The sequence below is a fragment of the Kitasatospora paranensis genome, assembly GCF_039544005.1.
In the GTDB taxonomy this organism is placed as follows: Bacteria; Actinomycetota; Actinomycetes; order Streptomycetales; family Streptomycetaceae; genus Kitasatospora; species Kitasatospora paranensis.
In genome coordinates, this window is the sequence record NZ_BAABKV010000001.1 from 172,879 (window position 1) to 194,706 (window position 21,828).

At 71.8% G+C, this 21,828-nt stretch carries 28 protein-coding genes and 2 pseudogenes; 29 read left to right on the forward strand and 1 reads right to left on the reverse strand.

Features of this window, described 5'->3' with window-relative positions; all coding sequences use genetic code 11:
• Positions 1 to 46: 46 nt before the first annotated feature.
• The 10 genes and pseudogenes from ABEB13_RS00870 (at position 47) to ABEB13_RS00915 (ending at position 7,297) form a co-directional block, all read left to right on the forward strand.
• Complete coding sequence (locus ABEB13_RS00870) at positions 47 to 811, forward strand: 6-carboxytetrahydropterin synthase (protein WP_345703806.1); 765 nt, start codon at positions 47 to 49, stop codon at positions 809 to 811.
• The gene (locus ABEB13_RS00875; protein WP_345703807.1) at positions 808 to 1,533 is read left to right on the forward strand and encodes a 7-carboxy-7-deazaguanine synthase QueE; all 726 of its coding nucleotides are present in this window, start codon (positions 808 to 810) and stop codon (positions 1,531 to 1,533) included. Before ABEB13_RS00870 ends, ABEB13_RS00875 begins: the two co-directional genes overlap by 4 nt.
• A gap of 91 nt (positions 1,534 to 1,624) precedes the next feature.
• Positions 1,625 to 1,945 (forward strand): annotated as a pseudogene (locus ABEB13_RS00880) (phosphoribosyltransferase); the annotation flags it as partial.
• Between the two features lie 88 nt (positions 1,946 to 2,033).
• Positions 2,034 to 3,140, forward strand: a complete 1,107-nt coding sequence (locus ABEB13_RS00885; protein ID WP_345703808.1) for a glycosyltransferase family 4 protein — start codon at positions 2,034 to 2,036, stop codon at positions 3,138 to 3,140.
• A gap of 89 nt (positions 3,141 to 3,229) precedes the next feature.
• A complete protein-coding gene (gene folE / locus ABEB13_RS00890; RefSeq protein WP_345703809.1) occupies positions 3,230 to 3,853 on the forward strand; it encodes a GTP cyclohydrolase I in 624 nt (207 codons plus the stop codon).
• Complete coding sequence (locus ABEB13_RS00895) at positions 3,850 to 4,521, forward strand: nucleoside/nucleotide kinase family protein (protein ID WP_345703810.1); 672 nt, start codon at positions 3,850 to 3,852, stop codon at positions 4,519 to 4,521. The genes folE and ABEB13_RS00895 overlap by 4 nt, the downstream gene beginning before the upstream one ends.
• A complete protein-coding gene (locus ABEB13_RS00900) occupies positions 4,518 to 5,561 on the forward strand; it encodes a radical SAM protein (RefSeq protein ID WP_345703811.1) in 1,044 nt (347 codons plus the stop codon). The genes ABEB13_RS00895 and ABEB13_RS00900 overlap by 4 nt, the downstream gene beginning before the upstream one ends.
• On the forward strand, positions 5,554 to 6,645 hold the full coding sequence (locus ABEB13_RS00905; protein WP_345703812.1) for a DegT/DnrJ/EryC1/StrS family aminotransferase: 1,092 nt from the start codon (positions 5,554 to 5,556) through the stop codon (positions 6,643 to 6,645). The genes ABEB13_RS00900 and ABEB13_RS00905 overlap by 8 nt, the downstream gene beginning before the upstream one ends.
• On the forward strand, positions 6,633 to 6,800 hold the full coding sequence (locus ABEB13_RS00910) for a hypothetical protein (protein WP_345703813.1): 168 nt from the start codon (positions 6,633 to 6,635) through the stop codon (positions 6,798 to 6,800). Before ABEB13_RS00905 ends, ABEB13_RS00910 begins: the two co-directional genes overlap by 13 nt.
• A complete protein-coding gene (locus ABEB13_RS00915) occupies positions 6,770 to 7,297 on the forward strand; it encodes a 3'-5' exonuclease (RefSeq protein ID WP_345709491.1) in 528 nt (175 codons plus the stop codon). Before ABEB13_RS00910 ends, ABEB13_RS00915 begins: the two co-directional genes overlap by 31 nt.
• An 8-nt stretch (positions 7,298 to 7,305) precedes the next feature.
• On the opposite strand, the gene ABEB13_RS00920 is transcribed toward ABEB13_RS00915, so the two are convergent.
• Positions 7,306 to 7,800, reverse strand: a complete 495-nt coding sequence (locus ABEB13_RS00920) for an NUDIX domain-containing protein (RefSeq protein WP_345703814.1) — start codon at positions 7,798 to 7,800, stop codon at positions 7,306 to 7,308.
• Between the two features lie 147 nt (positions 7,801 to 7,947).
• Here ABEB13_RS00920 and ABEB13_RS00925 point away from each other — a divergent pair, with 147 nt between their 5' ends.
• The 19 genes and pseudogenes from ABEB13_RS00925 to ABEB13_RS01015 all read left to right on the forward strand — a co-directional run bounded on the left by ABEB13_RS00925 (position 7,948) and on the right by ABEB13_RS01015 (position 21,804).
• Entirely contained in the window at positions 7,948 to 8,931 is a 984-nt protein-coding gene (locus ABEB13_RS00925) for a hypothetical protein (RefSeq protein ID WP_345703815.1), read from the forward strand.
• Complete coding sequence (locus ABEB13_RS00930) at positions 8,928 to 9,128, forward strand: hypothetical protein (protein ID WP_345703816.1); 201 nt, start codon at positions 8,928 to 8,930, stop codon at positions 9,126 to 9,128. Before ABEB13_RS00925 ends, ABEB13_RS00930 begins: the two co-directional genes overlap by 4 nt.
• Positions 9,071 to 10,519 (forward strand): PEP/pyruvate-binding domain-containing protein, encoded by a 1,449-nt coding sequence (locus tag ABEB13_RS00935; protein ID WP_345703817.1) that lies wholly within the window; start codon positions 9,071 to 9,073, stop codon positions 10,517 to 10,519. Before ABEB13_RS00930 ends, ABEB13_RS00935 begins: the two co-directional genes overlap by 58 nt.
• Positions 10,516 to 11,160 carry an HAD family hydrolase gene (locus tag ABEB13_RS00940; RefSeq protein ID WP_345703818.1) on the forward strand — a complete coding sequence of 215 codons (645 nt, stop codon included), beginning with the start codon at positions 10,516 to 10,518 and terminating at the stop codon, positions 11,158 to 11,160. Before ABEB13_RS00935 ends, ABEB13_RS00940 begins: the two co-directional genes overlap by 4 nt.
• Positions 11,144 to 11,779 carry a PIG-L deacetylase family protein gene (locus ABEB13_RS00945; RefSeq protein ID WP_345703819.1) on the forward strand — a complete coding sequence of 212 codons (636 nt, stop codon included), beginning with the start codon at positions 11,144 to 11,146 and terminating at the stop codon, positions 11,777 to 11,779. Before ABEB13_RS00940 ends, ABEB13_RS00945 begins: the two co-directional genes overlap by 17 nt.
• A gap of 544 nt (positions 11,780 to 12,323) precedes the next feature.
• Positions 12,324 to 12,908, forward strand: a complete 585-nt coding sequence (locus tag ABEB13_RS00950; protein WP_345703820.1) for a DUF4262 domain-containing protein — start codon at positions 12,324 to 12,326, stop codon at positions 12,906 to 12,908.
• Between the two features lie 85 nt (positions 12,909 to 12,993).
• Positions 12,994 to 13,623, forward strand: a complete 630-nt coding sequence (locus ABEB13_RS00955; RefSeq protein ID WP_345703821.1) for a hypothetical protein — start codon at positions 12,994 to 12,996, stop codon at positions 13,621 to 13,623.
• Positions 13,623 to 14,504: an N-6 DNA methylase gene (locus tag ABEB13_RS00960; RefSeq protein WP_345703822.1), complete on the forward strand. Its 882-nt coding sequence runs from the start codon at positions 13,623 to 13,625 to the stop codon at positions 14,502 to 14,504. The genes ABEB13_RS00955 and ABEB13_RS00960 overlap by 1 nt, the downstream gene beginning before the upstream one ends.
• A 1,083-nt stretch (positions 14,505 to 15,587) precedes the next feature.
• Entirely contained in the window at positions 15,588 to 16,118 is a 531-nt protein-coding gene (locus ABEB13_RS00965) for a hypothetical protein (RefSeq protein WP_345703823.1), read from the forward strand.
• A gap of 18 nt (positions 16,119 to 16,136) precedes the next feature.
• Positions 16,137 to 16,955 (forward strand): P-loop NTPase family protein, encoded by an 819-nt coding sequence (locus ABEB13_RS00970; RefSeq protein WP_345703824.1) that lies wholly within the window; start codon positions 16,137 to 16,139, stop codon positions 16,953 to 16,955.
• A pseudogene (locus ABEB13_RS00975) lies at positions 16,952 to 18,288 on the forward strand (TadA family conjugal transfer-associated ATPase). The gene ABEB13_RS00970 and the pseudogene ABEB13_RS00975 overlap by 4 nt, the downstream one beginning before the upstream one ends.
• A gap of 69 nt (positions 18,289 to 18,357) precedes the next feature.
• Positions 18,358 to 19,161 carry a type II secretion system F family protein gene (locus ABEB13_RS00980; protein ID WP_345703825.1) on the forward strand — a complete coding sequence of 268 codons (804 nt, stop codon included), beginning with the start codon at positions 18,358 to 18,360 and terminating at the stop codon, positions 19,159 to 19,161.
• Entirely contained in the window at positions 19,158 to 19,559 is a 402-nt protein-coding gene (locus tag ABEB13_RS00985) for a hypothetical protein (RefSeq protein ID WP_345703826.1), read from the forward strand. The genes ABEB13_RS00980 and ABEB13_RS00985 overlap by 4 nt, the downstream gene beginning before the upstream one ends.
• On the forward strand, positions 19,517 to 20,089 hold the full coding sequence (locus tag ABEB13_RS00990) for a type II secretion system F family protein (RefSeq protein WP_345703827.1): 573 nt from the start codon (positions 19,517 to 19,519) through the stop codon (positions 20,087 to 20,089). Before ABEB13_RS00985 ends, ABEB13_RS00990 begins: the two co-directional genes overlap by 43 nt.
• A 118-nt stretch (positions 20,090 to 20,207) precedes the next feature.
• The gene (locus ABEB13_RS00995; RefSeq protein WP_345703828.1) at positions 20,208 to 20,471 is read left to right on the forward strand and encodes a hypothetical protein; all 264 of its coding nucleotides are present in this window, start codon (positions 20,208 to 20,210) and stop codon (positions 20,469 to 20,471) included.
• Between the two features lie 38 nt (positions 20,472 to 20,509).
• Positions 20,510 to 20,806 (forward strand): TadE/TadG family type IV pilus assembly protein, encoded by a 297-nt coding sequence (locus ABEB13_RS01000; protein WP_345703829.1) that lies wholly within the window; start codon positions 20,510 to 20,512, stop codon positions 20,804 to 20,806.
• Between the two features lie 2 nt (positions 20,807 to 20,808).
• Entirely contained in the window at positions 20,809 to 20,946 is a 138-nt protein-coding gene (locus ABEB13_RS01005; RefSeq protein ID WP_345703830.1) for a hypothetical protein, read from the forward strand.
• Complete coding sequence (locus tag ABEB13_RS01010) at positions 20,936 to 21,370, forward strand: TadE/TadG family type IV pilus assembly protein (RefSeq protein WP_345703831.1); 435 nt, start codon at positions 20,936 to 20,938, stop codon at positions 21,368 to 21,370. The genes ABEB13_RS01005 and ABEB13_RS01010 overlap by 11 nt, the downstream gene beginning before the upstream one ends.
• The gene (locus ABEB13_RS01015) at positions 21,370 to 21,804 is read left to right on the forward strand and encodes a TadE/TadG family type IV pilus assembly protein (protein WP_345703832.1); all 435 of its coding nucleotides are present in this window, start codon (positions 21,370 to 21,372) and stop codon (positions 21,802 to 21,804) included. The genes ABEB13_RS01010 and ABEB13_RS01015 overlap by 1 nt, the downstream gene beginning before the upstream one ends.
• Positions 21,805 to 21,828 lie beyond the last annotated feature (24 nt).

Sequence of the window (21,828 nt, forward strand, 5' to 3'; positions counted from 1 at the left end):
GAAGGCAACGACGGTAGGCCGGTTGGCCAGTCCAGAAGGGGGCACGATGCCGAACCCCGAAACCCTGCTCCGACCCTCGCCCCAGGCGGGCGCGTCCTCTCGGGAGCCGCGCCAGGTGGGCACCTACACCATCGGCAAGCTCGTCGGGTTCGATGCCGCCCGCACGGTGCTCGGTATCGACGGAAGCGACCTGATCACCGCGGAGATGACACTGACGGCGCGTGAGCTGACCGCTCCCGGGTTCGTCACCGACTTCGGCGACCTCGCCGCGTTCCGTACCCACATCGACGGGGTCCTTGACCACCGTGACCTGGATCAGGTCGTCGTCGACACCAGCGATCAGGGTATTGCCGATCATCTGCACACCTGGGCGGCGGCGAACCTTCCCGACGGCGCCCGCGAGCGCCTGCACGCGGTCCGGGTGCTGACCGGCCGGCTCCCGCGCCCCGACGAAGCACACAGCGTCCAGTTCAGCGCCCGGCACTGGCTCGACGGCCTGCCGGACGGGCACAGGTGCGGCCGGCAGCACGGCCACGCCTATCTGGTCACCCTTCCGTCAGGACCGGGCGGCAACCGGCTGCTGCCCGTGCCCGGCGAGCTGCGCGCCCTGCTGGCATCCGGGTTTGCGGGGAAGATCCTCAACCGGGTCATCGGCGTCACCCCGACGTCGGAGCACCTCGCCGCGCACCTCGCCGGGTGGCTGGCCAGCCGCGGCCTGGTCGACGCGCAGGGCCGGCCGTTCGCCGTCCGGGTGTCGGAGACCGAGAGCACCTGGGCCGAGTTCACTCCGGACGCGCGGGTGCCCGCATGACGACGATGGACGTGATCCTCGGCCGGAGTCGGCCACCGGATGTGCTGGTGTGCGAGGCGTTCGGCCCCACGATCCAGGGCGAGGGCCCGTCGGCCGGACAGCTCGCGTCGTTCCTGCGCATCGGCGACTGCAATCTGGCTTGCGGCTCCTGCGACACCCCGTACTCGTGGGACTGGAAGCGCTACTCCCGTGCCGAGCAGACCAGCCGCATGCCTGCCGAGCACGTCGCCGCCGAGCTCCTCCGGCACCCGACGGAGCTGGTGATCATCACCGGCGGCGAGCCGATGATGCAGCAGACCCAGCTCGTCCCAGTCGTCAGCCGCCTCACCGGGGCTGGGCGCCGCATCGAGATCGAGACCAACGGCACGATCGCCCCCGAGCCCGCATTCGACCAGCACGTCTCGCTCTACGCCGTCTCGCCGAAGCTCTCGCACATGGGCATGCCGACCTCACGCCGGATCAAGCCCGCCGTACTCAAGGCGTTCCAGGAGAGCGGCCGGGCGGTGTTCAAGTTCGTCCTCGACACCCCTGCCGACGTCGAGGAAGTCGCCGCGCTCCAGGACGAGCACGGATTGGAGCAGGTGTGGGTCATGCCGCAGGCCACCACCGCCGCGGCCGTCATCACCGGCCTGCGCGCCATAGCCGGCCCCGCGATCAACCGCGGATGGAACGTCTCCGGGCGCCTGCACACCCTGATCTGGGAGGACGAACGTGGCCGCTGACTTCGACACCGGGGATCTGACCTGGGACGACATTACTGAGCAGACGGACCGGATCGCCCGCGTCCTGCAACCGGACCCTGTGCCGCAGATCGTGGTCGGCGTGGTGCGCGGCGGCCTCATTCCCGCGGTGATCCTCGCGCACCGGCTCGGTGTCCGCGACGTGCGCGTGCTGGAGATCACTCACACCGTCGACGACTCCACCAACGCCGCGAAGACGGACCGGCCGGTGACCCGCAACAGCGCCTCGCTGGGAGACGTCGCCGGACGGGACGTCCTGGTGGTCGATGACGTGGCCGGCACCGGCGAAACCCTCGCCGCCGTTGTCCGCCTGGTCGAGCAGGCCGGTGCAGCCCGGGTGCGCAGCGCGGTGCTGGTGGTCAACGCGGCGAACTGGGGCGGCGACCGGCCGCCGGCCCAGGCAGTGACCGTGATCGGGGAGACGGTGGGTTGCTGGGTGGTCTTCCCGTGGGAGAGCGCCGCGGTCCGGGCGGGGAGGGCGCGTGAGCACGGTCGCGTTGTGCCTGCTGTCCTACCGGCTCGACCAGCCCTCGGGGATCGACCGGTCCATCGGGGCCTTGGTCGAGGGCCTGCGCCGGCTGGGACACACGCCGCTGGTCCTGGCGGCCGGACCCGCCCCGCACCGGCCCGAGCCGGGTGTGATCCGGTTGAAGAGCGTCAGCCTGCCGCAGCCGGCGACCAACGCCGACGTGCTCGCCGCCCTCGCCGACCCCGGCCCGGTGGTGGAGGAGGTCCGCGGCATCCTCGCCGACTGCCGGGTGGACGCCGCGTGCTGGGGCGACACCCTGTGGGGCCTGGGCTACCTCGACCCGGCGCCCGACGGTGTCACCACGGCCCTGATGGTCCACAAGATCCGCCCCAGCGGCGAGGACCGGTGGCAGCGCGCGCTGACCGCGGCCGGCGTCGTCTGCCCCGCCAGCGACTACCTCGCGGACAGCGGTGCCGCGGCGGGTCTGGACACCAGCTGCTGGGTGACCGTCTCCAACGCCCTGCACACCCTGCTGCCGCCCCCGCCTGCCGGAGAGCGGGAGGAGCTGCGGGAGGCGGGGCCGGTGCGCATCGTCTCGCGTGCCGACCGGGCCAAGGGACTTGCCGAACTCCTTGATGCCCTGCCCGACGACTGGGGCCGTCCTGTCGAGCTGGTCCTCGCCGAGGCCGGCTTCGAACTCCAACCCGGCGGACAGGCCCAGACTCTCGCGGCCTGCCGGGCCGTTGCGGCCCGGCGCCCGGACGTCGTGTCGATCCTGCCGGCGCTCGGCTGGTGCGAGGTGCCCGGCTTCTTCGCCGGCGCAGCGGCCACCGTCATCGCCACCCGTGTACCCGAGACGTTCTGCTTCACCGCGGCCGAGGCCTTGTCCGTCGGCACCCCGGTGGTCGGCTTCAACCTGGGCAACGTGCCGCTGCTGGCCCGGGCGGCCGGGCGCACCGTCCCGCTGGACGCCGGCCCGCAGGCACTGTGGTCGGCACTCGGCGGCCTGTTGGCCGACCCGGACCGCTACCGGCAGGCAAGCAGCGCTGCGCCCCGGCAGGTCGCCCGGTTCACCCCCGAGAGGTCCGCCCGCGCGCTGCTGAACGCCTTGGGTCTGTAGCAGCCGCCTACCTCAAGCACCGCCGCCACGCCGCGCGGGCGCACCGCGCGGCCCCGTCGCTCCTTCCCACGGAAAAGAGGAGGACCCCCGTGTCCCACACCCTGACCGTACCCGCCCCGCCGGCCCCTTCCCAGGCTGCGGCTGGGCCGGTCGACACCGCGGCCGTCGAGGACTGCGTGCGCCAGCTGCTGCGCGCGCTCGGCCAGGACACCGACCGGCCCGGCCTGCTGGAGACACCCGCACGCGTCGCCCGGTTCTGGGCCGAATTCCTCGGCCACGAACCGGGCTCCACCGGCACCGTCTTCGAGCACACCGTGCAGGGCGAGGACTGCGTCGCCGTCGGCGGCATCCGCACCGCCAGCATGTGCGAGCACCACCTGCTGCCCTTCACCGTCGAGGTGTCCGTCGCCTACCGCCCCGACGGACAGGTGCTGGGCCTGTCGAAGATCGTGCGGATCGTCGAGCAGCACGCCCACGCCCTGCAACTGCAGGAGCGCCTCACCGCCCAGGTCGCCGAGGAAGTCGCCCGGCTGACGGGCAGCCAGGCGGTCGCGGTGTGGGCAGTGGGCGAGCACCAGTGCATGACGGTGCGCGGGGTGCGCGCCCACGGCGCGCGCACCGCCACCGAGTACCTGCTTCCCGCCCTGGCCTGCGACGCGCTGCTCACCGAGCGGCTGCGCCGCGCGGCGGCGATGACGGGAGCCAGCCGGTGACCGCCTGGGTGGCGCTCGAAGGGGTGAACGGGGTCGGCAAGAGCTACCTCGGGCGCCGGGCCGCCGCCGCGCTGGGTCATCGGTGCGCGGCGCTGGTCGAGCTGCCCGACTCCCCGCCCGCGGGCCTGCCCGGCCAGGTGATCGCCGCGCTGCATGGCACCGGCGACCGCTTCCTGCGCACCGGGCACCCACACACCGAGACGCTGCTGCTGGCCGCGCTCCAGGTCCACCGCTGGGAGGCGCTGGCGCCGGTGGCCGCTGGCCGGGTGGTGCTGGAAGACCGCGGCCCCGCCTCGGTCGCCGTCTACCAGGCCGCCGTACTCGCCGAGGCAGCCGGCACCACCGACACCTGGGCGCTGCAGCAGGCCCTGGCCATCGAACAGACCATCACCGCCTGGCGGCCTGCGCCCAGCACCACCGTGCTGCTCACCGACGACCCCGCGGTATGCCTGACCCGGTTCGAGGAGCGCGCTGGCCAGCCGGCCGGCGCCGACGAGCGGGCGCTGATGGCCCGCGCCGGCCGCCTCTACCACCTGCTCGCCGCCGACCGGCCCGAGCAGTACCTCGTGCTCGACCGGCGCGTCCTCTCCGAGGACCAAGCGGTCGAGTCCATCACCGAAGCGTGCCGCGCGGCGGCCGCCACGACCCCGGAAGGGGCCACCCCGTGAAGCCCATCAGCCTGCTGTGGGGGCTGCGCTCGTACTGCGCCTCCCACGGCTGCCTCTACTGCTACTTCGGGACGGTCAGCGAGCACCGCGAGCAGATGCCCACCGCCCCCGGGGTGCTCTCCCACCTGTCGCCGAACGACCTGACCACCGCCGACGTCCTGGCCTTCGCCGAGACGCTTCACGACTCGCCGGTCGGCAGGGTGTTCCTCGCCGGCGGCGAGCCGCTGCTGTGGAAGCCGATCATCAGGCTGATCGAAGTCCTCAAGGCGGGCGGCCTGGAGGTGGTGGTGTGCACCAGCGGCGTCGCCTTGAACCGCCCGGACCTGCGCGAGCCGCTCATCGAGCTCGGCGTCGACGCCGTGTCGGTGTCACTGGACAGCGCCGACCCCGTCCACAACGACCAGTGGCGGCCTCCGCGCCGCGGGGGCGACGGCTGGGAGGCCGTCGTGTCGGGCATCAGCGCGCTGATCGCGGCCCGCGGCCCGGGGCCTCGGCCGAAGGTCGGCGTCTACAGCGTCATCACCCGCCGCAACCTCGCCGACATCGTCGCCCTGCCCGAACTCGCCGCGAGCCTCGGCTGCGACTACGCCGTCCCGCAGCCGATCGCCCTCGACCCCGACCACCGCCTGGCCGCTGACCTGTCCCTCACCGCCGAGCACCTGCCCGAGCTGCGGCAGCACTTCGACGACCTGTACGCCGCCGAGCTACCGCTGGTCCTGCCCGAACGCAGCTACGCCAGCCAGATCGCCTCCGCCGTCGCCCGCCCGACCGACCTCGTACCGGGCTGTTTCGGCGGCGACACGCTCTTCTTCGTCCAGCCGGACGGCACGGTGTGGGACTGCCCGTCGTCCCTGAAGATCGCCGCCACCCCGCCCGGCCGCCACCGCAGCATCAAGGGCGCCAAGGCACGGGAGCTGTTCCCGGCCCCGACCGGCTGCGGCAGCGACTGTGCACTGTTCTCCGTGGACTGCGTCAACATGTGGCCGCTCACCGGCTTCCCCGTCCTCGCACCGACCGGACCGGAGGTCCCCCGTGCCTGAGAACCCCGCACACCGGGCGATGGCCGCCGCCGTCGCCCGCATGCCCGCCCCGACGAGCCGCCAGGAGGCCACTCTCCTGGAGGCTGAGCTCGCCCACGTCTTCGGCGCCCGCCGGGCCGTCGCCGTCTCCTCCGGCACCGCGGCGATCACCACCGCGCTGGCCGCCTGCGGCATCGGAGCAGGCGACGAGGTCCTGCTGCCCGCCGTCACCGTCGTCATGACCGTCGCAGCCGTCACGGCCACCGGCGCCCGCCCGGTGTTCGTCGACGCCGCCGTCGAGGGCCTCGGCATGGACCTCAGGGACGTTGCGGCGAAGACCGGTCCCGACACCAAGGCCGTGGTGGCCGTGCACCTGGCCGGCCGCACCGACGGCATCCACAACCTGGCCGCCTACACCCGCACCGCAGGGCTGCACCTGGTCGAGGACGCTTGCCAGGCCCAGGGCACCACCACCCGCGGCCGCTGCGCCGGTACCGTCGGCGACATCGGCTGCTTCTCCCTCAAGGACGGGAAGATCATCTCCTGCGGCGAGGGCGGTTACCTCCTCACCGACGACGACGTCCTCGCCGACCGGGCCGCCGCGCACCGCACCCACTGGCAGACCGGCGCCCCCGGTGCCCCGGCCGGCAGCCGCCTCGGCTTCAACCACCGCCTGGCCGAGCCGCTCGCCGCCCTCGCCCGCCACCACCTCGCCCGCTTCCCCGAAGCCCTGGCCCTGCGCCGTCGGCAGGCCGCCGCCCTGCACCGAGCGGTCGACGGCACCCCGGGGCTTGAGCCGATCGCAGCAGCCGACAATGAGCAGCCCAACGGCTACAGCGCCCTGTGGCGGCTGACCCTGCCCCGGCCGCGCGCCTTCAGCATCCGCCTGGCCGAGGCGGGTGTGCCCAACAGCGTCGGCACCCACTGCCTGACCGCGGCCCACCGCCACCCGGCCGGCGCCCGTTTCGCAACCTGCGATCTTGCCCGTGCAGAGGCTACTGTGGATGCCCTGCTGGCCGTCCCCTTCACCGAGCACGACAGCGAACAGGCCATTCAGCAGCGAGCGTTGACGATCCGACAGGAGGCCGCTGCGTGGACCGGTTGATGCAGGACCCGCGCTTCACCGGCACGACCTTCGTCGTGATCGACTTCGAGGACTCACCCCGGCCGGCCGGCCCGCCGAGCCGATCGAGGTCGCGGCCCTCGCCCTGCGCGCCGACGGCGGCCGACTGGTCGAGGTCGGACGGTTCGAGTCCCTGATCCGCCCGCCCGCCGACGTCCCCGTCACCGCGTTCGACACCGCCCAGACCGGCATCACCACGCCGATGCTCGCCGCCGCCCCGACGGCCGCCACGGTGATGGCCCGCCTGGACGCGCACCTGAGCGTGCCTCCGTACCGGCTGGTCGCCCACCACGCCTCGACCGAGGCCGGGATGATCGCCCACCAGGCCGGGCACTGCCCGACCCTCGCCTCCACACCGCTGCTGGACACGGTGCGCCTCGCGAAGGCCGTACTGCCCGGCCTCGGCACCTACCGGCTGGACAGCCTGCTCGGCTACTACGGCATCCCTCGGCCTGCTGACCGGCACCGGGCGATGCCGGACGTCGAGGTCACCGTCCAGGTCCTGGCCCGGCTGCTGGCCGACGGGTGTGCCGCCGGCCGGTGGCGCACCCTCCTCGACCTCGACGCGGCCGCCGGGCTGCAGCCCAAGCGCCTCAGCCCGGAGCCGGTGCTGGAGCAGAGCGCCCTGTTCTGACCCCGGGCTCACGCCGGCAGGCGCAGCGACCCGTCCGCGATCATCGCGAAGAGCTGCTTCACCTGGAGGCGTGAGTCCTCCGACAGGCCCTCGACCTCGGCGATCTCCTGCTCGGTGAACCACCGCACCTCGTGCACCGCGCCCTGGTCGACCGTGCCGTCGTGGACCTGGGCGACGAAGACGTGGTCGATGTGGACGTGCGGTTCGCGGGTGTGGTTGTCGGCGCAGGCGTCCATCTCGACCACCCACCACGGAGCGGGCACCGCGCTGTGCGGGAACCCAGCCGGGAGAGGCAGCGACGGGCCGGGTAGCAGTTCGGCCCGCAGCCCGGTCTCCTCCCCGACTTCGCGCAGCGCGGCCTCGGCCGCACTCTCGTCCGCCTCCACGTGCCCGCCGGCCGGCAGCCACAGCTCCAGCCGCGGGTGCCACACCAGAGCCGCTTTCGGGACACCGTCCCCATCGGTGCGGAAAACGAACGCGCTGGCCGTCGGTTCCTTGATCACTTCTACTCCTCGGCACTCGGCCCACGGCGCCGCCCGGGCCCACCCCCGGGTGGCAGAGGCCGAGCCTTTCACACCCCGCACCACCCACATGACCGAACGTCACCGATCCGGCCACCGCGCCGCCCGGCCCCGGCAAGGGAGAACCCCGTGGACGAAGTCTGGAAGGGCCTGCTCACCTGCGACTACGAGCACACCAGGCCCGGCAGTACCACGCTGGAGCTCGACCTGTACACCACCTCGCTCACCCGCTGGCCGCAGGTCTTCATGGACGACCCCCGCCCGTATGGGCGACTGCGGCGCGCGGGCATCGTCGACATCCCCGAGAGTGACCACCTCGCCCTCACCGACCGCTGGCACCACCTGCTCGCCGATCCCACCTACGCCACCGCGATGGTCACCGCCGCCGAGCAGCGCCACCAGCACGCCGACGCCGCCCTCCTCGCCCTGGAACACCAGCTGGACCACGGCGAGGCGGCCGAGCACCAGCTGGCCGCCGCGACCGAGGCGTTCCTCGGGGTGATGAGCGCCCACATCGTCAACTGGCTCCTGCCCGACGAGCAGTGGCAGGAGCTGCTCGCCGGCCTGCTGGGAAGTGACGCCGACGGGCGGGCCTGCCGCCTGGCCTTGAACACACCCGATGCCACGGGCCACCTCCTGGACGCCCACCTGGTGCTCCTGGACGGCGCCGCCTCCCTCTCCGAAGGGAGCGGCCTCGCCACAGCGGCCAGCACCCTCGCCGCCCGCGCCGGGACCCTGTACGGCGACGGCTCCCCGGCCTCCGCCGCGATGCCGCTCGAAGACCGCACCCTCGCCGCCCATCTGCTTGCCACCACCGCCGCCACCGACACCACCGGTCAGCGCAACCTCATCGGCGCCTCGCGCCGCCGAGCGGTCCAGCTGCGCAGCGCCTGGACGCTGGCAGCCCACCTCGCCGCCGCCGGCAACCCCATCGCCACCACGCAGCTGGCGGCGCTGACCTGCGTGTGCCGATGGGCGGCCGGCAGCGAGGAGAGCCGCAAGGTCCAGCGGCACCGCTTCCTCGCCGCCGCCCGCCGCTGGTGCCAGCGAGCCGCCGCCGACCCCGCCACCATCACCGCCGCTGACCTGCTGGCCCTGGGAGCCGCCCGATGACCGCCACCGACCTGCCCTGCCTCGACCAGGACCTGCACACCGCGACCGCCGGAGTGAAGGCCACCACCCTGGCCCGCCTGGCCGCCGCCGGCCTGCCCGTTCCCGCCGGGATCGTCATCCCCGTCGACCACCCCGACGAGTGCCTGCCGGCCGCCGTCGCCGAGATCCTCGCCCGCTGCCCCGCCCCCACGGGCTGATCGCCCGCTCCTCTGCCGTCGCCGAGGACGGCACCACCGCATCCTTCGCCGGTCTCTACATCTCCCGCATCAGCCCCGCCCGGCCCGACGCGCTGCTCGACGCCGTCCTCGCCGTCCGCGCCTCCGCCCACCACCCGACCGTCACCGCCTACAGCCAGGCCCGAGGCGTCATTGCCCTGCCGCGCATGGCCGTTCTCGTGCAGCCCGCCCTGCGCCCGGCCTGCTCGGGCGTCCTGGCCGCCGACGTCACCGACAGTCGGTGCGCCCGCTGGCGGATCGAGGCCCTCCGCGGCCTGGCCGAGCCGCTCGTCAGCGGCACCCAGACCGGCGAGATCCACACCACCGGCCAGGGCCGCCGCACCGCCGTCCGCCACACCGCCCAGGGCATCATCCAGCTGCCCGGAACACCGGAGGAGTTGGAGATGCCGCCAGGCGAATGGATCCGCCTCGACCCGGGCGGCTCCGTCCGGGCGAAGATCCAGACGTCCGACGCGGGCGTGCTCCACCTCCACACACCAACCGAACTGGCCAAGCGTCCCGTGCTCACCGCTGAGGCGCGCGAGCGGCTGCTCGCCGTCGCCGCCACAGCCGCCGCCACCCTCAATCTGCAACACATCGACGTCGAGTGGGCGATCGACCCCCACGGCAGGCTCCACCTCGTCCAGGCCCGCCCGCTCACCGTGCCTCTCACCGACCACGCCACCGCCAGCCAGGCAGCTACCGACGACGACCAGGTGCTTCACGGGATCGCAGCCGCCCCCGGACGCGGCACCGGACCCACCGTCCGCACCAGCGGCGCCGACATCGCGGGCAGGGTCCTGATCTGCCGAGCGCTCGGTCCCGAAGCAGTTCCCGCGCTGCTCACTGGTCCGGCCGCCGTCGTGGCCACCACCGGCGGCGAGCTCTCCCACACCGCGATCATCACCCGCGAACTCGGCATCCCCTGCGTCACCAACGTCACCACCGTGCTGTCTGCCCTCAGCCCCGGTGCCGTCGTCGAGGTCGACGGCGGCGCCGGCACCGTCCGCCCCGCTCTGGCCGTCCCCGCCCAGCGCACCGCCCAAGACACCGGCCCTCTCAGCGCCACCGCGGTCCTCACCCACGCCTTGGAGCAGCCCGCGCCCGACGACGGCCGCGCCGCGACCCTGCTCTGGCACGATGCAGGCGGACCCTTGCCCGATGTGGCCGCTTTCGGCACCGGAGGCCCGCACCCCGTCGGCGTGCTGCTCGTCGGCGACCACCCGGTCACCGTCCCGGCCGGATGCCGCCCGATCCGGCTGCCCGGACTCGGCATGCTGCTGTGGCCCCAGGCCGCCCCGCCCCCGCCCACCGAGATCGCCGTCCTCGGGCCCGACCAGCAGATCCTTTACCGCAGGACGGTGCCCCGGTGACCGATCCCGCCGCCCTGCTCCGCGGCGCGCAGGCACTGATCGTGGACTGGGACGGCACCGTGGTGGACAACACCGCCGCCCGCCGCGCCGCCCTGCAAGCCGCTCTCGCCCCGCACGGCATCCCCGTCCCCACAGAGCGCTACCGGGCTCTGGCCGGACTGCCCGTGCGCGAGGTGATCGCCCGGCTCGCCGCCGATGCCGCTCTCCTGCCGCCCCCGGCCGAGGAGGTGGTGGCGCGCAGCCGGGCCGCGCTGCTGGCCGATCCGGCGCCGCGCCCCATCCCCTGCACCCTCGACCTGCTCCAGACCGCTGGCAGCCTCGGCCTCCCGCTGGCCGTCGCCTCCAGCGCTGCCGCGGTCCTCGTCCACGACGGCATCCAGCGCCTCGGGCTCCAAGCAATGCTGCCGGTTGTCGTCACCCTCGACGACGTGCCCCGAGGCAAGCCCGCCCCCGACGCCTACCTGGAAGCGGCCCACCGCCTCGGCGCCGCTCCGATGCGTTGCCTGGCCGTCGACGACGCCAAGGACGGCATCGCCGCCGCCCTCGCCGCCGGCATGCGCACCCTCATCATCCATCACGGCCGCCTTGTCCCGGTCGCCACCGCCAACACCTCGGGAGCTGTTCGTGCCGCGCAACCCTGACGACCAGCTGACAGGCCCGCAGTCCGCGCTCGCCGTGTTCGCCCACCCTGACGACGCCGAGCTCTGGGCCGGCGGCACCCTCGCCCTACACGCCCAGCACGCGCCCGTCCACATCGCCGTCCCCCTCCACGACCCGATCCGCGACGCCGAAGCCCAAGCCGCAGCGGCCGTTCTCGGCGCCACCCTCCACCAGCTTCCCGAACTCACCCCGGCCGCGATCCGGTCCCTGCTCATCGAGCTGACGCCCCATGTGGTCATCACCCACCCCGTCCACGACATCCACACCGCCCACCGGCGCACCACCGAGGCCGTCCTCGAGGCCCTGCCCGAGGCAAAGATCGAAACCGGCCGGCCGCGCCGCCTGTACACCTGCGACACCTACAACTCCCTCACCACCACCGGGCAGGTCATCCCCACGGTGATGGTCGACGTCACCGCCACCTTCGCCACCAAGATGCAGGCCTTGCGCTGCCACAAGTCCCAGCCCATCGACGACCACTTCGGCCCCATGGCCGAAGACCTCGCACGCCTGTGGGGCAGGCGGAGCGGCACCGACTTCGCCGAGGCGTTCACCGCCCTGCCTGTCCTCGGCCGCCTGCCCGGAGCCGCCCACCTGTGACACCCGGCGGCAGCCGCGCTTCCCACGAGCAGTTCCTGGTCCGCGTGCCGGTGGAGCCGCTGGTGGCCACCGCCGTGAACGGATGCCCTGGACTGTCGCAAGCATCCGCTCGCCGGTCTACCCGTGGGACAGGGCTGTCAACAGCCGTGGCGCACTGCTCCCACCCGAGTCGCGATGATCGGTCTCACGACCCGCCAACTCACTGGCGAAACCCCTTGGCGCGGAACCTGAGCATCACAACCGGGAACGAAACGCCCAGTTGGCGCCACGTCTCGCAGGGACCTTCGACCGGCGGAGCTACGAGGGCGGCATACCCTCACTCTTGGAATTGCAACATGAGCATTTGGAATGTATTCTAGCTTTCGCTGCCGCTGCGCTTCCGCCGCACTCAGTGACAGCTCAAGGCGCGCTGATCTCACGGCCGCCGACCAGCCGCGTCCCGCAACCGCCCTCGTGCCCTGGACGTCAGCCAACTGAACGCCGCAAGGCCGCAAATCCGACCTCTCGGTCTTGGATCCCAGAGCCTCCCCGAACCCGGAGAACGATGAAGAAGAACCTCCTGATCGAGGCCTCACTCGCTGGCAGCCGCCTGCGCGGCCTCTCCGCTCTCGCCCGCACTGGCACCGTCCCCGCACATCTCGCGGCCCCGACCGCCGAATTCGAGGAACTGCTCGATGCCTTCGTGATCACCGTCGACCCTGTGCTCGCCCGTGTGCTCGACAACATCGAGGAGCACGGGCTGCACATCACCGGCGTCTTCCCCGTCGAGGATGTCGTTCCCGCTGACCGCGGGCTGTTCAACTACACCACGGGCCTGGGCAAGCGGCTCGGCTTCGAACTCGCCCTGGCCACAATGCCGTTCCAGGTCGCCGGGCCCATCCTGAACCACGCCGCCAAGCTTCTGACCGCCGTGCCGAGTGAGGGTGACCTGATCGACGGCATCCTCGGCGGCGGCTACACCGCACGGCTGCACCGCTGCACGGACACCGATCGCTTCGCGATGACGCGCCGGATCTACGGCAGCGACCCCGCCCACGGGGTGTGGCAGATCGTGGTGCCCGACGCCGCGGGCCGCTACCCGGACGAGTCCGGGTACAACCACGACGGCCTGCCCCAGCCCCTGTTCTGAGCGCGCCGCTCTTGCCCCGGCCGGTTCGTGGCCGCTGACCCGAGCGGCCACGAACCCCGCCTCCTGATGCGCCCGGAAGCCCGCAATGGAGCAATCCAGCTCGCTGCCGCAGGCGGTCATCGACGGCATCCGCGACGAATTCCGGCGCGCCGGCTGGCTGACGGCGGACTACGGCCTGGCTAGCCACCGCAAGCGCGCCTTCATGCTCACCGTCCTTCACCTCGACCTCTCCGGCACCCGCCCCGTCGCCGCTCTGCCGACCAGCACCGCCGCCCAGGCGCTGAACTCGTCGCCTGACATCAAGATCCGCACCAAGGGCAAGAGGATCACCCCCGGCGGGAACGGCTTCCCCTCGAACAAGCCCGGCACGATGATCACAGGCAAGATCCGGGCCCGGTACCCGGTCAACGACCCGCACGTGCGATTCGCGCTCGACGAGGCTGCGCCGCTGCCCGGCTACCCGGCTACCCGGCTACCCGCGGAAAGGCTCGCGCACCGCAGCGTGCCGACAGATCGGCGACGGGGTCTCCCCGGTGGTCGTCCCCCGGTCATCGGCACCCTCATCGGCCGCCTCTGGAAGAGCCCGCTGCGCCACTACCTGTCCAAGGCGCACCAGCACCGCTCCCCTTCGTCCTCGCGACCTGAGCCGGCCTGTACCTCCGCCCCGGCCCGGCTGCCCCGGCCTGTCTTCCCTACTCCCGACGGAGAGCCCTGATGCACGCCACTGCACCCGCGCCCGACCGGCGCTCCACCCTCCTGTTCGGCCGCCCCGGCAGCCACGACGACGCCCAGCGTCTGGGCGAGGCCGTCGCCCGGACCTGGCACACCACCCCCTACAGCAGCCAGCCGGACATCCCGCTGAGCATCGTCGCGTCGCTGGCCCTGATCCCTGTCAAGGACCACCCCGGCGACATCGCCCGGACCATCAACGAGGCCTGCGACCAGCACCTGGTCCGCGGGCTGCGCGAGGTCTGGATCCACCACTGGGCGCAGCGGCCCGAGCTGGCCCCGGCGTTCGCCCCCATGATGGCCTGGCTGACGAAGAAGGTTCCCTCTGATCTGGCCCGCTCGGTGCGGAAGGTCGTCGAGACCTGTCTGCAGCACGGTTTGTTGGAGATGACCGGGAGCAGCGATCCCGGTGAGCGCAGCCAGGTGGATGTGCTGTCGTGGACTCTGACGGAGCTTCGCTCGCCCGGTGCCCGGCAGCGGCTCGGCGAGTTCCACACGCCGCCCCAGGTCTCTCAGCTCATTGCGAACGTTGCCGTGGACGGGCTGCCTCCTGCCGGAGAGCGGTTCCTGGAGCCGGCGGGCGGCTCCGGCGGCCTGTTCCGGGCGCTGGCGCAGCGGCTGCGTGAGCTCGGCGGTGATCCGGCGGACTACGAGTGGGTCCTGGTCGAGCTCGACGGCCTGGCGGCCGCTGCGGCGGCTGTGAATGCCATCGTCTGGGGGCTTGGGCCCCGGGTGGTGGTCGCTCGCGGTGATGCGCTGCGCGACCCGCAGGTCGCCGAGCGGGCTGGCGCGGCGGGGTGCAGCTGCGCGCCGAGCGGGACTCCATTCTTGCCCGGGTCGCGACGATCGAGGGTGTGCGTCGTGTGATCGACCTGGTCGAGCGGGCGGCCGAGGGACACCTCCCGTAGGAGCCGCACCGCGGCCGGACAGGCTTTCCTTTCCTTTCCCGCTGCCGCCCGCTCTGCAGCTCACGGGTGGGAGCGGCTCCGGCTGTGAGCTGGCTTTTCTTCATCAAAGGCTCCGGCGAACCGCCCAGTGCGGCTCGCCGGAGCCTTCTGGCTGCCTGCCGCGCTTCTGGCCGCCCAGGACCTCCTATAGGGTTTCGGCAGCGTGCCCGGGATGTGGCCGCGCGGAGAGGACGGGCATTCCGGCGCGCGCATTCGGCGACCCGGATCCCGGTGCGGTCCGGCGCTGCCGCTGTCCCGGATTGTGCAGCAGGAGGCGCCAAAAGTTCATGGTCTGATGATCCGTCAGATCTATATTCCAGATCACGCCAGGAGATCTGTCGACATTTCAATCCCACCGCTGACAGACCGTCCTGACGAGTTGTCAGCAGACAGTTTGATTGGAGGGCGATTTTCCACCAGCAAGAAGTGTCCAATTTGTTAATATAAGCCCTCTTTGTCGGCGACTATGCCCGTGACATGCCCCGCACTGGCCGAAATCGACTGCGGCGTGGGCCAAAACTTTCGTATGGTGACCCTGCGGTACTCATGATGCGCATGGGGTGGTCACCCCATGCGCTCATATGCGTACAACTCGGACATCGAGTTGGTCTAGGGGATTTCGCGCAAAGTAACCCGACTCGATCACTCTCTGTTGAGGTGTAGGGGAGTCGCCCCGCGATGGCGCGGAGCGACTATCAGAAATCCCGCCGACCGCGCCGCGGATGCGGACTCTAATCCGACTAACGGTGCACCCGGCGGGATAACGGACAGCCGATCAGCGGTTTGAGGATGAGTATGAGGAAGACGGGGAATTCCGCCGATCCGGCGGAGAAGGCGGGGGGCAGCCCTCCCCCGGCAGGGGACACCCGCACCTGCAAACAGGATCCCGACCCAGCCCCGCGAGCGGCGGCCGGGAGTAGCAGTCCTGGCCCTGCTGGTCGTACTCGCATGCTCCCTGGGGTTCGCCGTCCTACTCCGCCAGGCCGGCCAGCGGGTCTCCGCCGTGGAGATCACCGCGCGGGTCGCGCCCGGCCAGAAGATTCCGGCTGACGCGCTGGCCGAGGTCCAGGTCGCCAAGGACAGCAACCTGAAGTTCGTGCCCTGGGAGCAGCGGGGCATCCTCACGAGCAAGTATTCGGCCGCGGTCGAGATCCCGGCGGGCACGCTTCTGACCGGCCCGATGCTGACCGACGCCGCGGGCCTTGCCGGCGACCAGTCGGTGGTCGGCCTCTCCTTGAAGTCGGGCCAGTTCCCGCCCGGGCTGAAGGCCGGTGACCGGGTGCGGGTGATGTGGGTGGGCCGGGATGCGGCCGCGAAGGGTTCGACGTCCAGCGCCGCCGGTTCTCAGGGCGCCTCCGGAGCGGTCGAGCTGGTCGGCTCCGCCACGGTGCGCGAGGTGTTCAAGCCCGCGAACGGCGATGTCAGCTCGGCGCTCTCCCTTTCCGTGCTGGTGCCCGCCGCCTCCTCGGGGAGTGTCATCCAGGCCGCCTCGTCCGGCGAAGTCGGCTTGGTCCTCATCGCATCTGCCCCGTAAGGCTGCACGGAGACCGATATGTCGCTGATTCTCATCGCGTCCGCCAAGGGCGCCCCTGGAGCGAGCACCACCGCGCTCGCCATGGCCGGGGTATGGCCCCGCCAGTCCCTGCTGGCCGAACTCGACCCGCTCGGCTCCGACCTGGTGTACCGGCAGGTCGCCCCGAACGGGGACGTCCTGGACCCGAACAAGGGGATGTTCTCGCTGGCCCTTGCGGCCCGCGGTGTCCTGGCTCCCGACGTGGTCCGCGAGCACACGCAGCACCTTCCCGGTGAGCAGCAGGTCCTCCTGGGCCTGTCCCGTCCGGAGCAGGGAGCGGCGTGGGGCGAGCACTGGGACAAGCTCGGCCGTGTGCTGGCCGCCCCCGGGACGACCGACGTCATCGCGGACATCGGTCGTCTCTACCCCGGTGCTCCCACTTCGGCGCTGCTGCGCCACGCCTCGCTGATCCTGCTGGTGTCGCGCACCGGCGCCGAAGACCTGGCCCATGTCCGGGCGCGGGCGGCCACCGTTCACCAGCAGATGTCCGTGGGCGGGCGCCGTGGCGCTCCCATCGGCGTGCTGCTGGTGGCCCCGCTGCGTAAGAAGGCGCAGGCCGTGGACACGGCGGCCCGGGTTCTGGCCGGTGGCGGGACGCCCGCGCAGGTGGCCGGTGTGGTGGCGTTCGACCCGGACGCAGCCGAGCAGCTGGCCGGCCGGCGGCGCGGTCGCACCCACAAGACGCAGCTGGTCGGGTCGGTGCGCGGCATCGTGGCCGACCTGGAGAGCCGGTTCGGTCTCGGCCGCACCGTGGAAGCCGTCCCCGGTCGCGAGGACCTGGAAGGAGCGCTCCGATGACCACCGCCGTGGAATCGGCCGTCGACTACGGCCTTGTGAAGGTGCTGCGGGAGCGGACCGGTCAGGTGCTGCAGCAGCGCCGCCGGGCTCTGGAGGCCGGCGACCGACAGCTGTCGGATGCCGACCTGCGCGCGCTCTCCCTCGACATCATCGCGGACGAGCTGCAGGCGCTGTCGGCCGAGCGCATCAACAATGGGCAGGTGCCCATCTCCCTGGACGAGGAGGAGTGGCTCACCACCGCGGTCGCGGCCGCCCTGCACGGTGCCGGCCGGCTCCAGCCGTGGCTGGAGAACGTGGACGTCGAGAACATCGACGCGAACGGCTTCGACGAGGTCTTCGTGAGCTTCGCCGACGGGTCCCAGCAGAAGGTCGGCCCGATCGCGGAGTCGGACGCCGACATGATCGAGCAGATCCGGGTCCTCGCCGCCACCTCGGGCCTCAGCAGCCGTCCCTTCGACGCTGCCAACCCCAGCTCGACCTCCGTCTCCCGGACGGCTCCCGTCTGTCGGCGGTCATGAGCGTGGCACACCGGCCGGGCCTGTCGGTGCGCCGCAAGCGCCTGCGTGTGGCCCGGCTGTCCGACCTGCGGGCCAACGGCACGCTGACCTTGGAGATCGAGGCCTTCCTTACCGCGGCCGTCCGCGCCCGGCTGAACATCATGATCGCGGGCGAGGTCAACGCCGGTAAGACGACCCTCCTCCAGGCGGTCGCCAACGAGATCGACCCGCGCGAGCGCCTGATCACCATCGAGCGGTCCCTGGAGCTCGGTCTGCACGAGCTCGCCGACCTGCATCCCAACGTGCTCGCGCTGGAGGAGCGCCTGGCCAACGCGGAGGGCCAGGGCTACGTGTCGATGGCGGACCTGGTCCGCCGCTCGCTGCGCTCGAACCCGCAGCGCGTGATCGTCGGCGAGGTCCTGGGCGACGAGGTCGTCGCGATGCTCAATGCGATGTCGCAGGGTAACGACGGCTCGCTGTCGACCATCCACGCCAACAGCTCCGCGGACGTCTTCCAGAAGATCAGCACCTACGCGATCCAGGCCGTCGAGCGGATGCCGATCGACGCCTCGCAGCTGCTCGTCGCCAACGCGCTGAAGCTGGTCGTGTTCGTCGACCGCGACCTTGACCCCACCACCGGCCTGCAGCGGCGACGGGTCACCTCGATCCGCGAGGTCAGCGGGTACGCCGACGGCCGGGTCGCCTCCTCGGAGATCTACGCCCTGGACGAGAGCGACAACGTCGTACCGAGCGCCCCGCTGACCGACCGCACCCGCGCGCGGCTGGAGCGTCAACACTTCCAGGTGGGCAGCTTCGACTTCCCGGGCAGGTGGTGATGAACGGCGGATACCTCTCCCCGACTCCTCCTCGCGCTGCTCGCCGGCGGCGGAGCTGGCTGCGGGATCGTGCTCTTCGTTGCCGCGCTCGTGGGATGGCGCCGCAAGGCGACGACCACCACGCCTGCCTCCCAGCAGATCGCGCAGTTCCTGCGGCGGCGCGCCGGCGTGGCGCTGGTCGTGGGCCTGGTCGTGCTCGTGGTGATGCGCTGGCCGGTCGCCGCGGTGGCCGCCGTACTCCTGGTGATGTTCTGGTCGACCATGTTCGGCGGTGCAGCCGCGGAGCGTACGGCCCTGGCCCGGGTCGAGGCCCTGGCGACGTGGACGGAGGGCCTGCGCGACACGATCGCGAGCGCGGCCGGCCTGGAGCAGGCCATCAGCGCCTCGGCGCGCACAGCCGGTGTGACCCTGCGCCCTCACCTCCTGGCCTTGGACGACCGGATCCGATCCCGCATGCCGATGAGCGAGGCCTTGAACCACTTGGCGGCCGACCTCGACGACGGCGGCGCGGACATGGTCATCGCCGCGCTGATCCAGGCCTCGGGCCTGCGCGGCGAAGGCCTGCGCGAGGTGCTGACCGACCTGGCCAACGATGCCCGCGCCAAGGTCGCGATGCGCAACCGCATCTTCGCCAGCCGCTCGGGCACCCGCCGCAGCGTGCAGATCGTGGTGATCGTCATCGTCGCGATGGTGGTCGGCCTGCGGGTCTTCAACCCCGCCTACACCGAGTCGTTCGGCACCGCGCAGGGCCAGGCGGTCCTCGCCGTCGTGTTCGGCCTCTTCGCGTTCGGCCTCATCTGGCTGCAGCGCCTGTCGCGGGTGCCCGCCCCCAACCGGTTCCTCGTCAAGACCCAAGCAGGAGGAACGGCGTGAGTCTCGATCTGCTGTGGCCGCTCCTGTACGGGGCCGGCTTCGGCCTGGGCGCCTTCGGCCTCGTCCGGGCCCTGTTCCCGGGCAGGCCCAGTGCCGCTGCCACCGTGCTGCGCGTCGACGCCCGCGCCCGGCTCCCCCTGGGAAGCCAGGCGCCGGCGGCGCCGACCGCTGGCCGCACCGACCGGACATCGCAGATCCGAGAGGTCCTGGGGCTCCAGGCCTCCCGGCTGTGCGCACGCCAGGGCTGGGAATTCCCGGCGCTTCGCGCGGACCTGGCGATCCTGGGCCGCTCGTTCGAGTCGTTCATGGCGACGAAGATCCTGGTGAGCCTCCTCGGGCTGCTCTTCGGCCCCTGGTGTTCCTCGCCCTGTGGGCTGCGGGATTCGCCAGCAACCTGACACTGCCTCTGTGGCTCGCGCTGACATTCGCCGCGCTGTTCTTCTTCCTGCCCGACATCGAGATCCGCGGCGACGCGAAGAAGGCACGAGCCGACTTCACCCACGTCCTGGGCTCGTTCACCACCCTCGTGGCCAACAGTCTCGCCGGCGGCCGCGGCCTGCCCGAGGCACTCAAGACGGCCACCGAGATCACCGACAGCGAGCCCATGCTGCGCCTGCGCAGCGAACTGCAGGGCGCCCGGATGGCGAACCTGACCCACTGGCAGGCGCTCGACCGGCTCGGGCAGGAGATCGCCGTCCCCGAACTGCGGGATCTGGCCGTCCGGATCGCCCTCGCGGCGGACGACGGTGCGCGCATCCGCAGCTCGCTGATGGCCACCGCCAAGACCCTCGCCGACCGGGAGCTGTCCGAGGCCGAAGGCAAGGCCGGTGCGCAGTCGCAGACGATGCTCATCGCGCAGCTGTCACTGGTCGCCGGATTCATGATCTTCCTGATCTACCCGGGCCTGGTGCGGGTGGCGTCCCTGTGAACCGCGTCCTGTGCACCCACAGGCCACCCTGGCCGCGCGGCAGTGCCGTCGCCGCGGCCCCGACCGATCCTCCGCCCCGCATCCCGCGGGGCACCAACCATCGAGGGGAATCTGCACCATGAACGACGTTCTTGACCGCATGACCGGCTGGAACCCAGACCTCACCCTGGCCACCACGTGGGTCCGCGCCCGCGTGGCCGCCGTACGCGACACGAAGGACGCCGGCTTCTCCACCGTCGAGATGGTCATCGGCATCGCGATCATCATCGCGATCCTGGTTGCCGTCGCCGTCATCCTCAGCGGCGCCCTAACTACCAAGGCGACCACCGTGGGCACCTGCATCACCGGCGCGAGCTCTAGCAACAACGGCGGCTGCAGCTGACCACCGGACGGCAAGGAAGAGGAGAGGAAGGGGAACCGATGATGCGCCGCCTTCGCCGGCTGATCGAGCGCCGACGTACTCAAGGCCGCGACTCCGGCATGAGCTCCGTGGAGTTCGTGATCGGCACGCCGATCATCTTCGGGCTCCTCTTCCTCGCCGTCCAGTTCGCGCTGTTCTTCTTCGCGGACCAGGTCGCCCTGGCCTCGGCCCAGGCCGGGGCCAGGAGGCCCGGGCCACCGCCGACGCAGACCCCGGCGGCTGGCAGGGCAACGCCAGCACCGTCGCCCTCAACCGGATCCACTCCCTGGGCCCCGCGCTCAGCAGCGATCCGGTGATCGTGGCGGAGGACACCGGCCCGCACACGGTCAAGGTCACCGTCCAGGTCCAGGTGGTCAACGTCATCCCCTGGCTGCACCTGACCGCCACCGCGACCAGCGAGGGCCCCGTGGAGAGGTTCGTGCCCGATGCCGGCTGACAGCACCCGACCGAGCCTCGCACAACGACTGCGCGCCGACGACGGGATCAGCACCATCGAGCTGGTCATCGCCACACCCCTACTCCTGCTCATGGCCCTGCTGCTCGTCGGCTTCGGCCTCATGGTGCAGAGCCGGAGCTCCCTGGACGGCGCGGCCCGGGACGCCGCCCGCGCCGGGGCGCTGCAGCGCGACTTCCAGACCGCCACAGCCGAGGCGACCAGCGCCGCCCACGCGAGCGCAGCCGGCGTCTGCGCGAACGGGGACATGCAGGTCAACCCGTCCGGAGACTGGCGAGCCGGAGGCATGTTCACGGTGACCATCAGCTGTGACGTCCGCGGCCTGGCCTGGCTCGGGATCAACGCCAACCGGCGGGTGACCAGCACCGCCACCGCGCCGCTTGACACCTTCAGGCGGACATCCTGATGACCACAACGATCCTGCAGCGACTCAAGGCCCGCCTGCGCGAAGACGAGGGCAGCGGAGCCCTCTACCTGATCTTCGGCGCCATGCTGTTCATGCTCTTCGCGTCCTTCGTGATCGACGGAGGCCTGGCGATCCACCAGCGGGAAAAGGCCGCCGACATCGCCGAACAGGCCGCGCGCTACACCGCCAACCAGATCGACTCTGCGTCGCTGCGAGCCGGAAACCTCAGCGTGCCCGCCAACCCGGCATGCAGCGGCTACGCCCAGTCCTTCGCCGCCCAGGCCGGTGCGAGCGCGACCTGTACCTCCAGCGGCGGAAACACCGTCACGGTCGAGGTACAGCTGACCTACCAGCCGATCTTGATGCGATTGCTTGGCCAAACGTCAATTACCGTGCGTGGTAACGCGACAGCACATGCCGTACAGGAACAATGAGCCCCACGGGGAACGGGAGACACA

Coding starts and splice junctions, on each gene's coding strand:
- ABEB13_RS00870 (WP_345703806.1), top strand. CDS start 47: ATGCCGAACCCCGAAACCCTGCTCCGACCCTCGCCCCAGGCGGGCGCG.
- ABEB13_RS00875 (WP_345703807.1), top strand. CDS start 808: ATGACGACGATGGACGTGATCCTCGGCCGGAGTCGGCCACCGGATGTG.
- ABEB13_RS00930 (WP_345703816.1), top strand. CDS start 8,928: ATGACCGCCACCGACCTGCCCTGCCTCGACCAGGACCTGCACACCGCG.
- ABEB13_RS00950 (WP_345703820.1), top strand. CDS start 12,324: ATGAAGAAGAACCTCCTGATCGAGGCCTCACTCGCTGGCAGCCGCCTG.
- ABEB13_RS00955 (WP_345703821.1), top strand. CDS start 12,994: ATGGAGCAATCCAGCTCGCTGCCGCAGGCGGTCATCGACGGCATCCGC.
- ABEB13_RS00960 (WP_345703822.1), top strand. CDS start 13,623: ATGCACGCCACTGCACCCGCGCCCGACCGGCGCTCCACCCTCCTGTTC.
- ABEB13_RS00970 (WP_345703824.1), top strand. CDS start 16,137: ATGTCGCTGATTCTCATCGCGTCCGCCAAGGGCGCCCCTGGAGCGAGC.
- ABEB13_RS00995 (WP_345703828.1), top strand. CDS start 20,208: ATGAACGACGTTCTTGACCGCATGACCGGCTGGAACCCAGACCTCACC.
- ABEB13_RS01000 (WP_345703829.1), top strand. CDS start 20,510: ATGATGCGCCGCCTTCGCCGGCTGATCGAGCGCCGACGTACTCAAGGC.
- ABEB13_RS01010 (WP_345703831.1), top strand. CDS start 20,936: ATGCCGGCTGACAGCACCCGACCGAGCCTCGCACAACGACTGCGCGCC.
- ABEB13_RS01015 (WP_345703832.1), top strand. CDS start 21,370: ATGACCACAACGATCCTGCAGCGACTCAAGGCCCGCCTGCGCGAAGAC.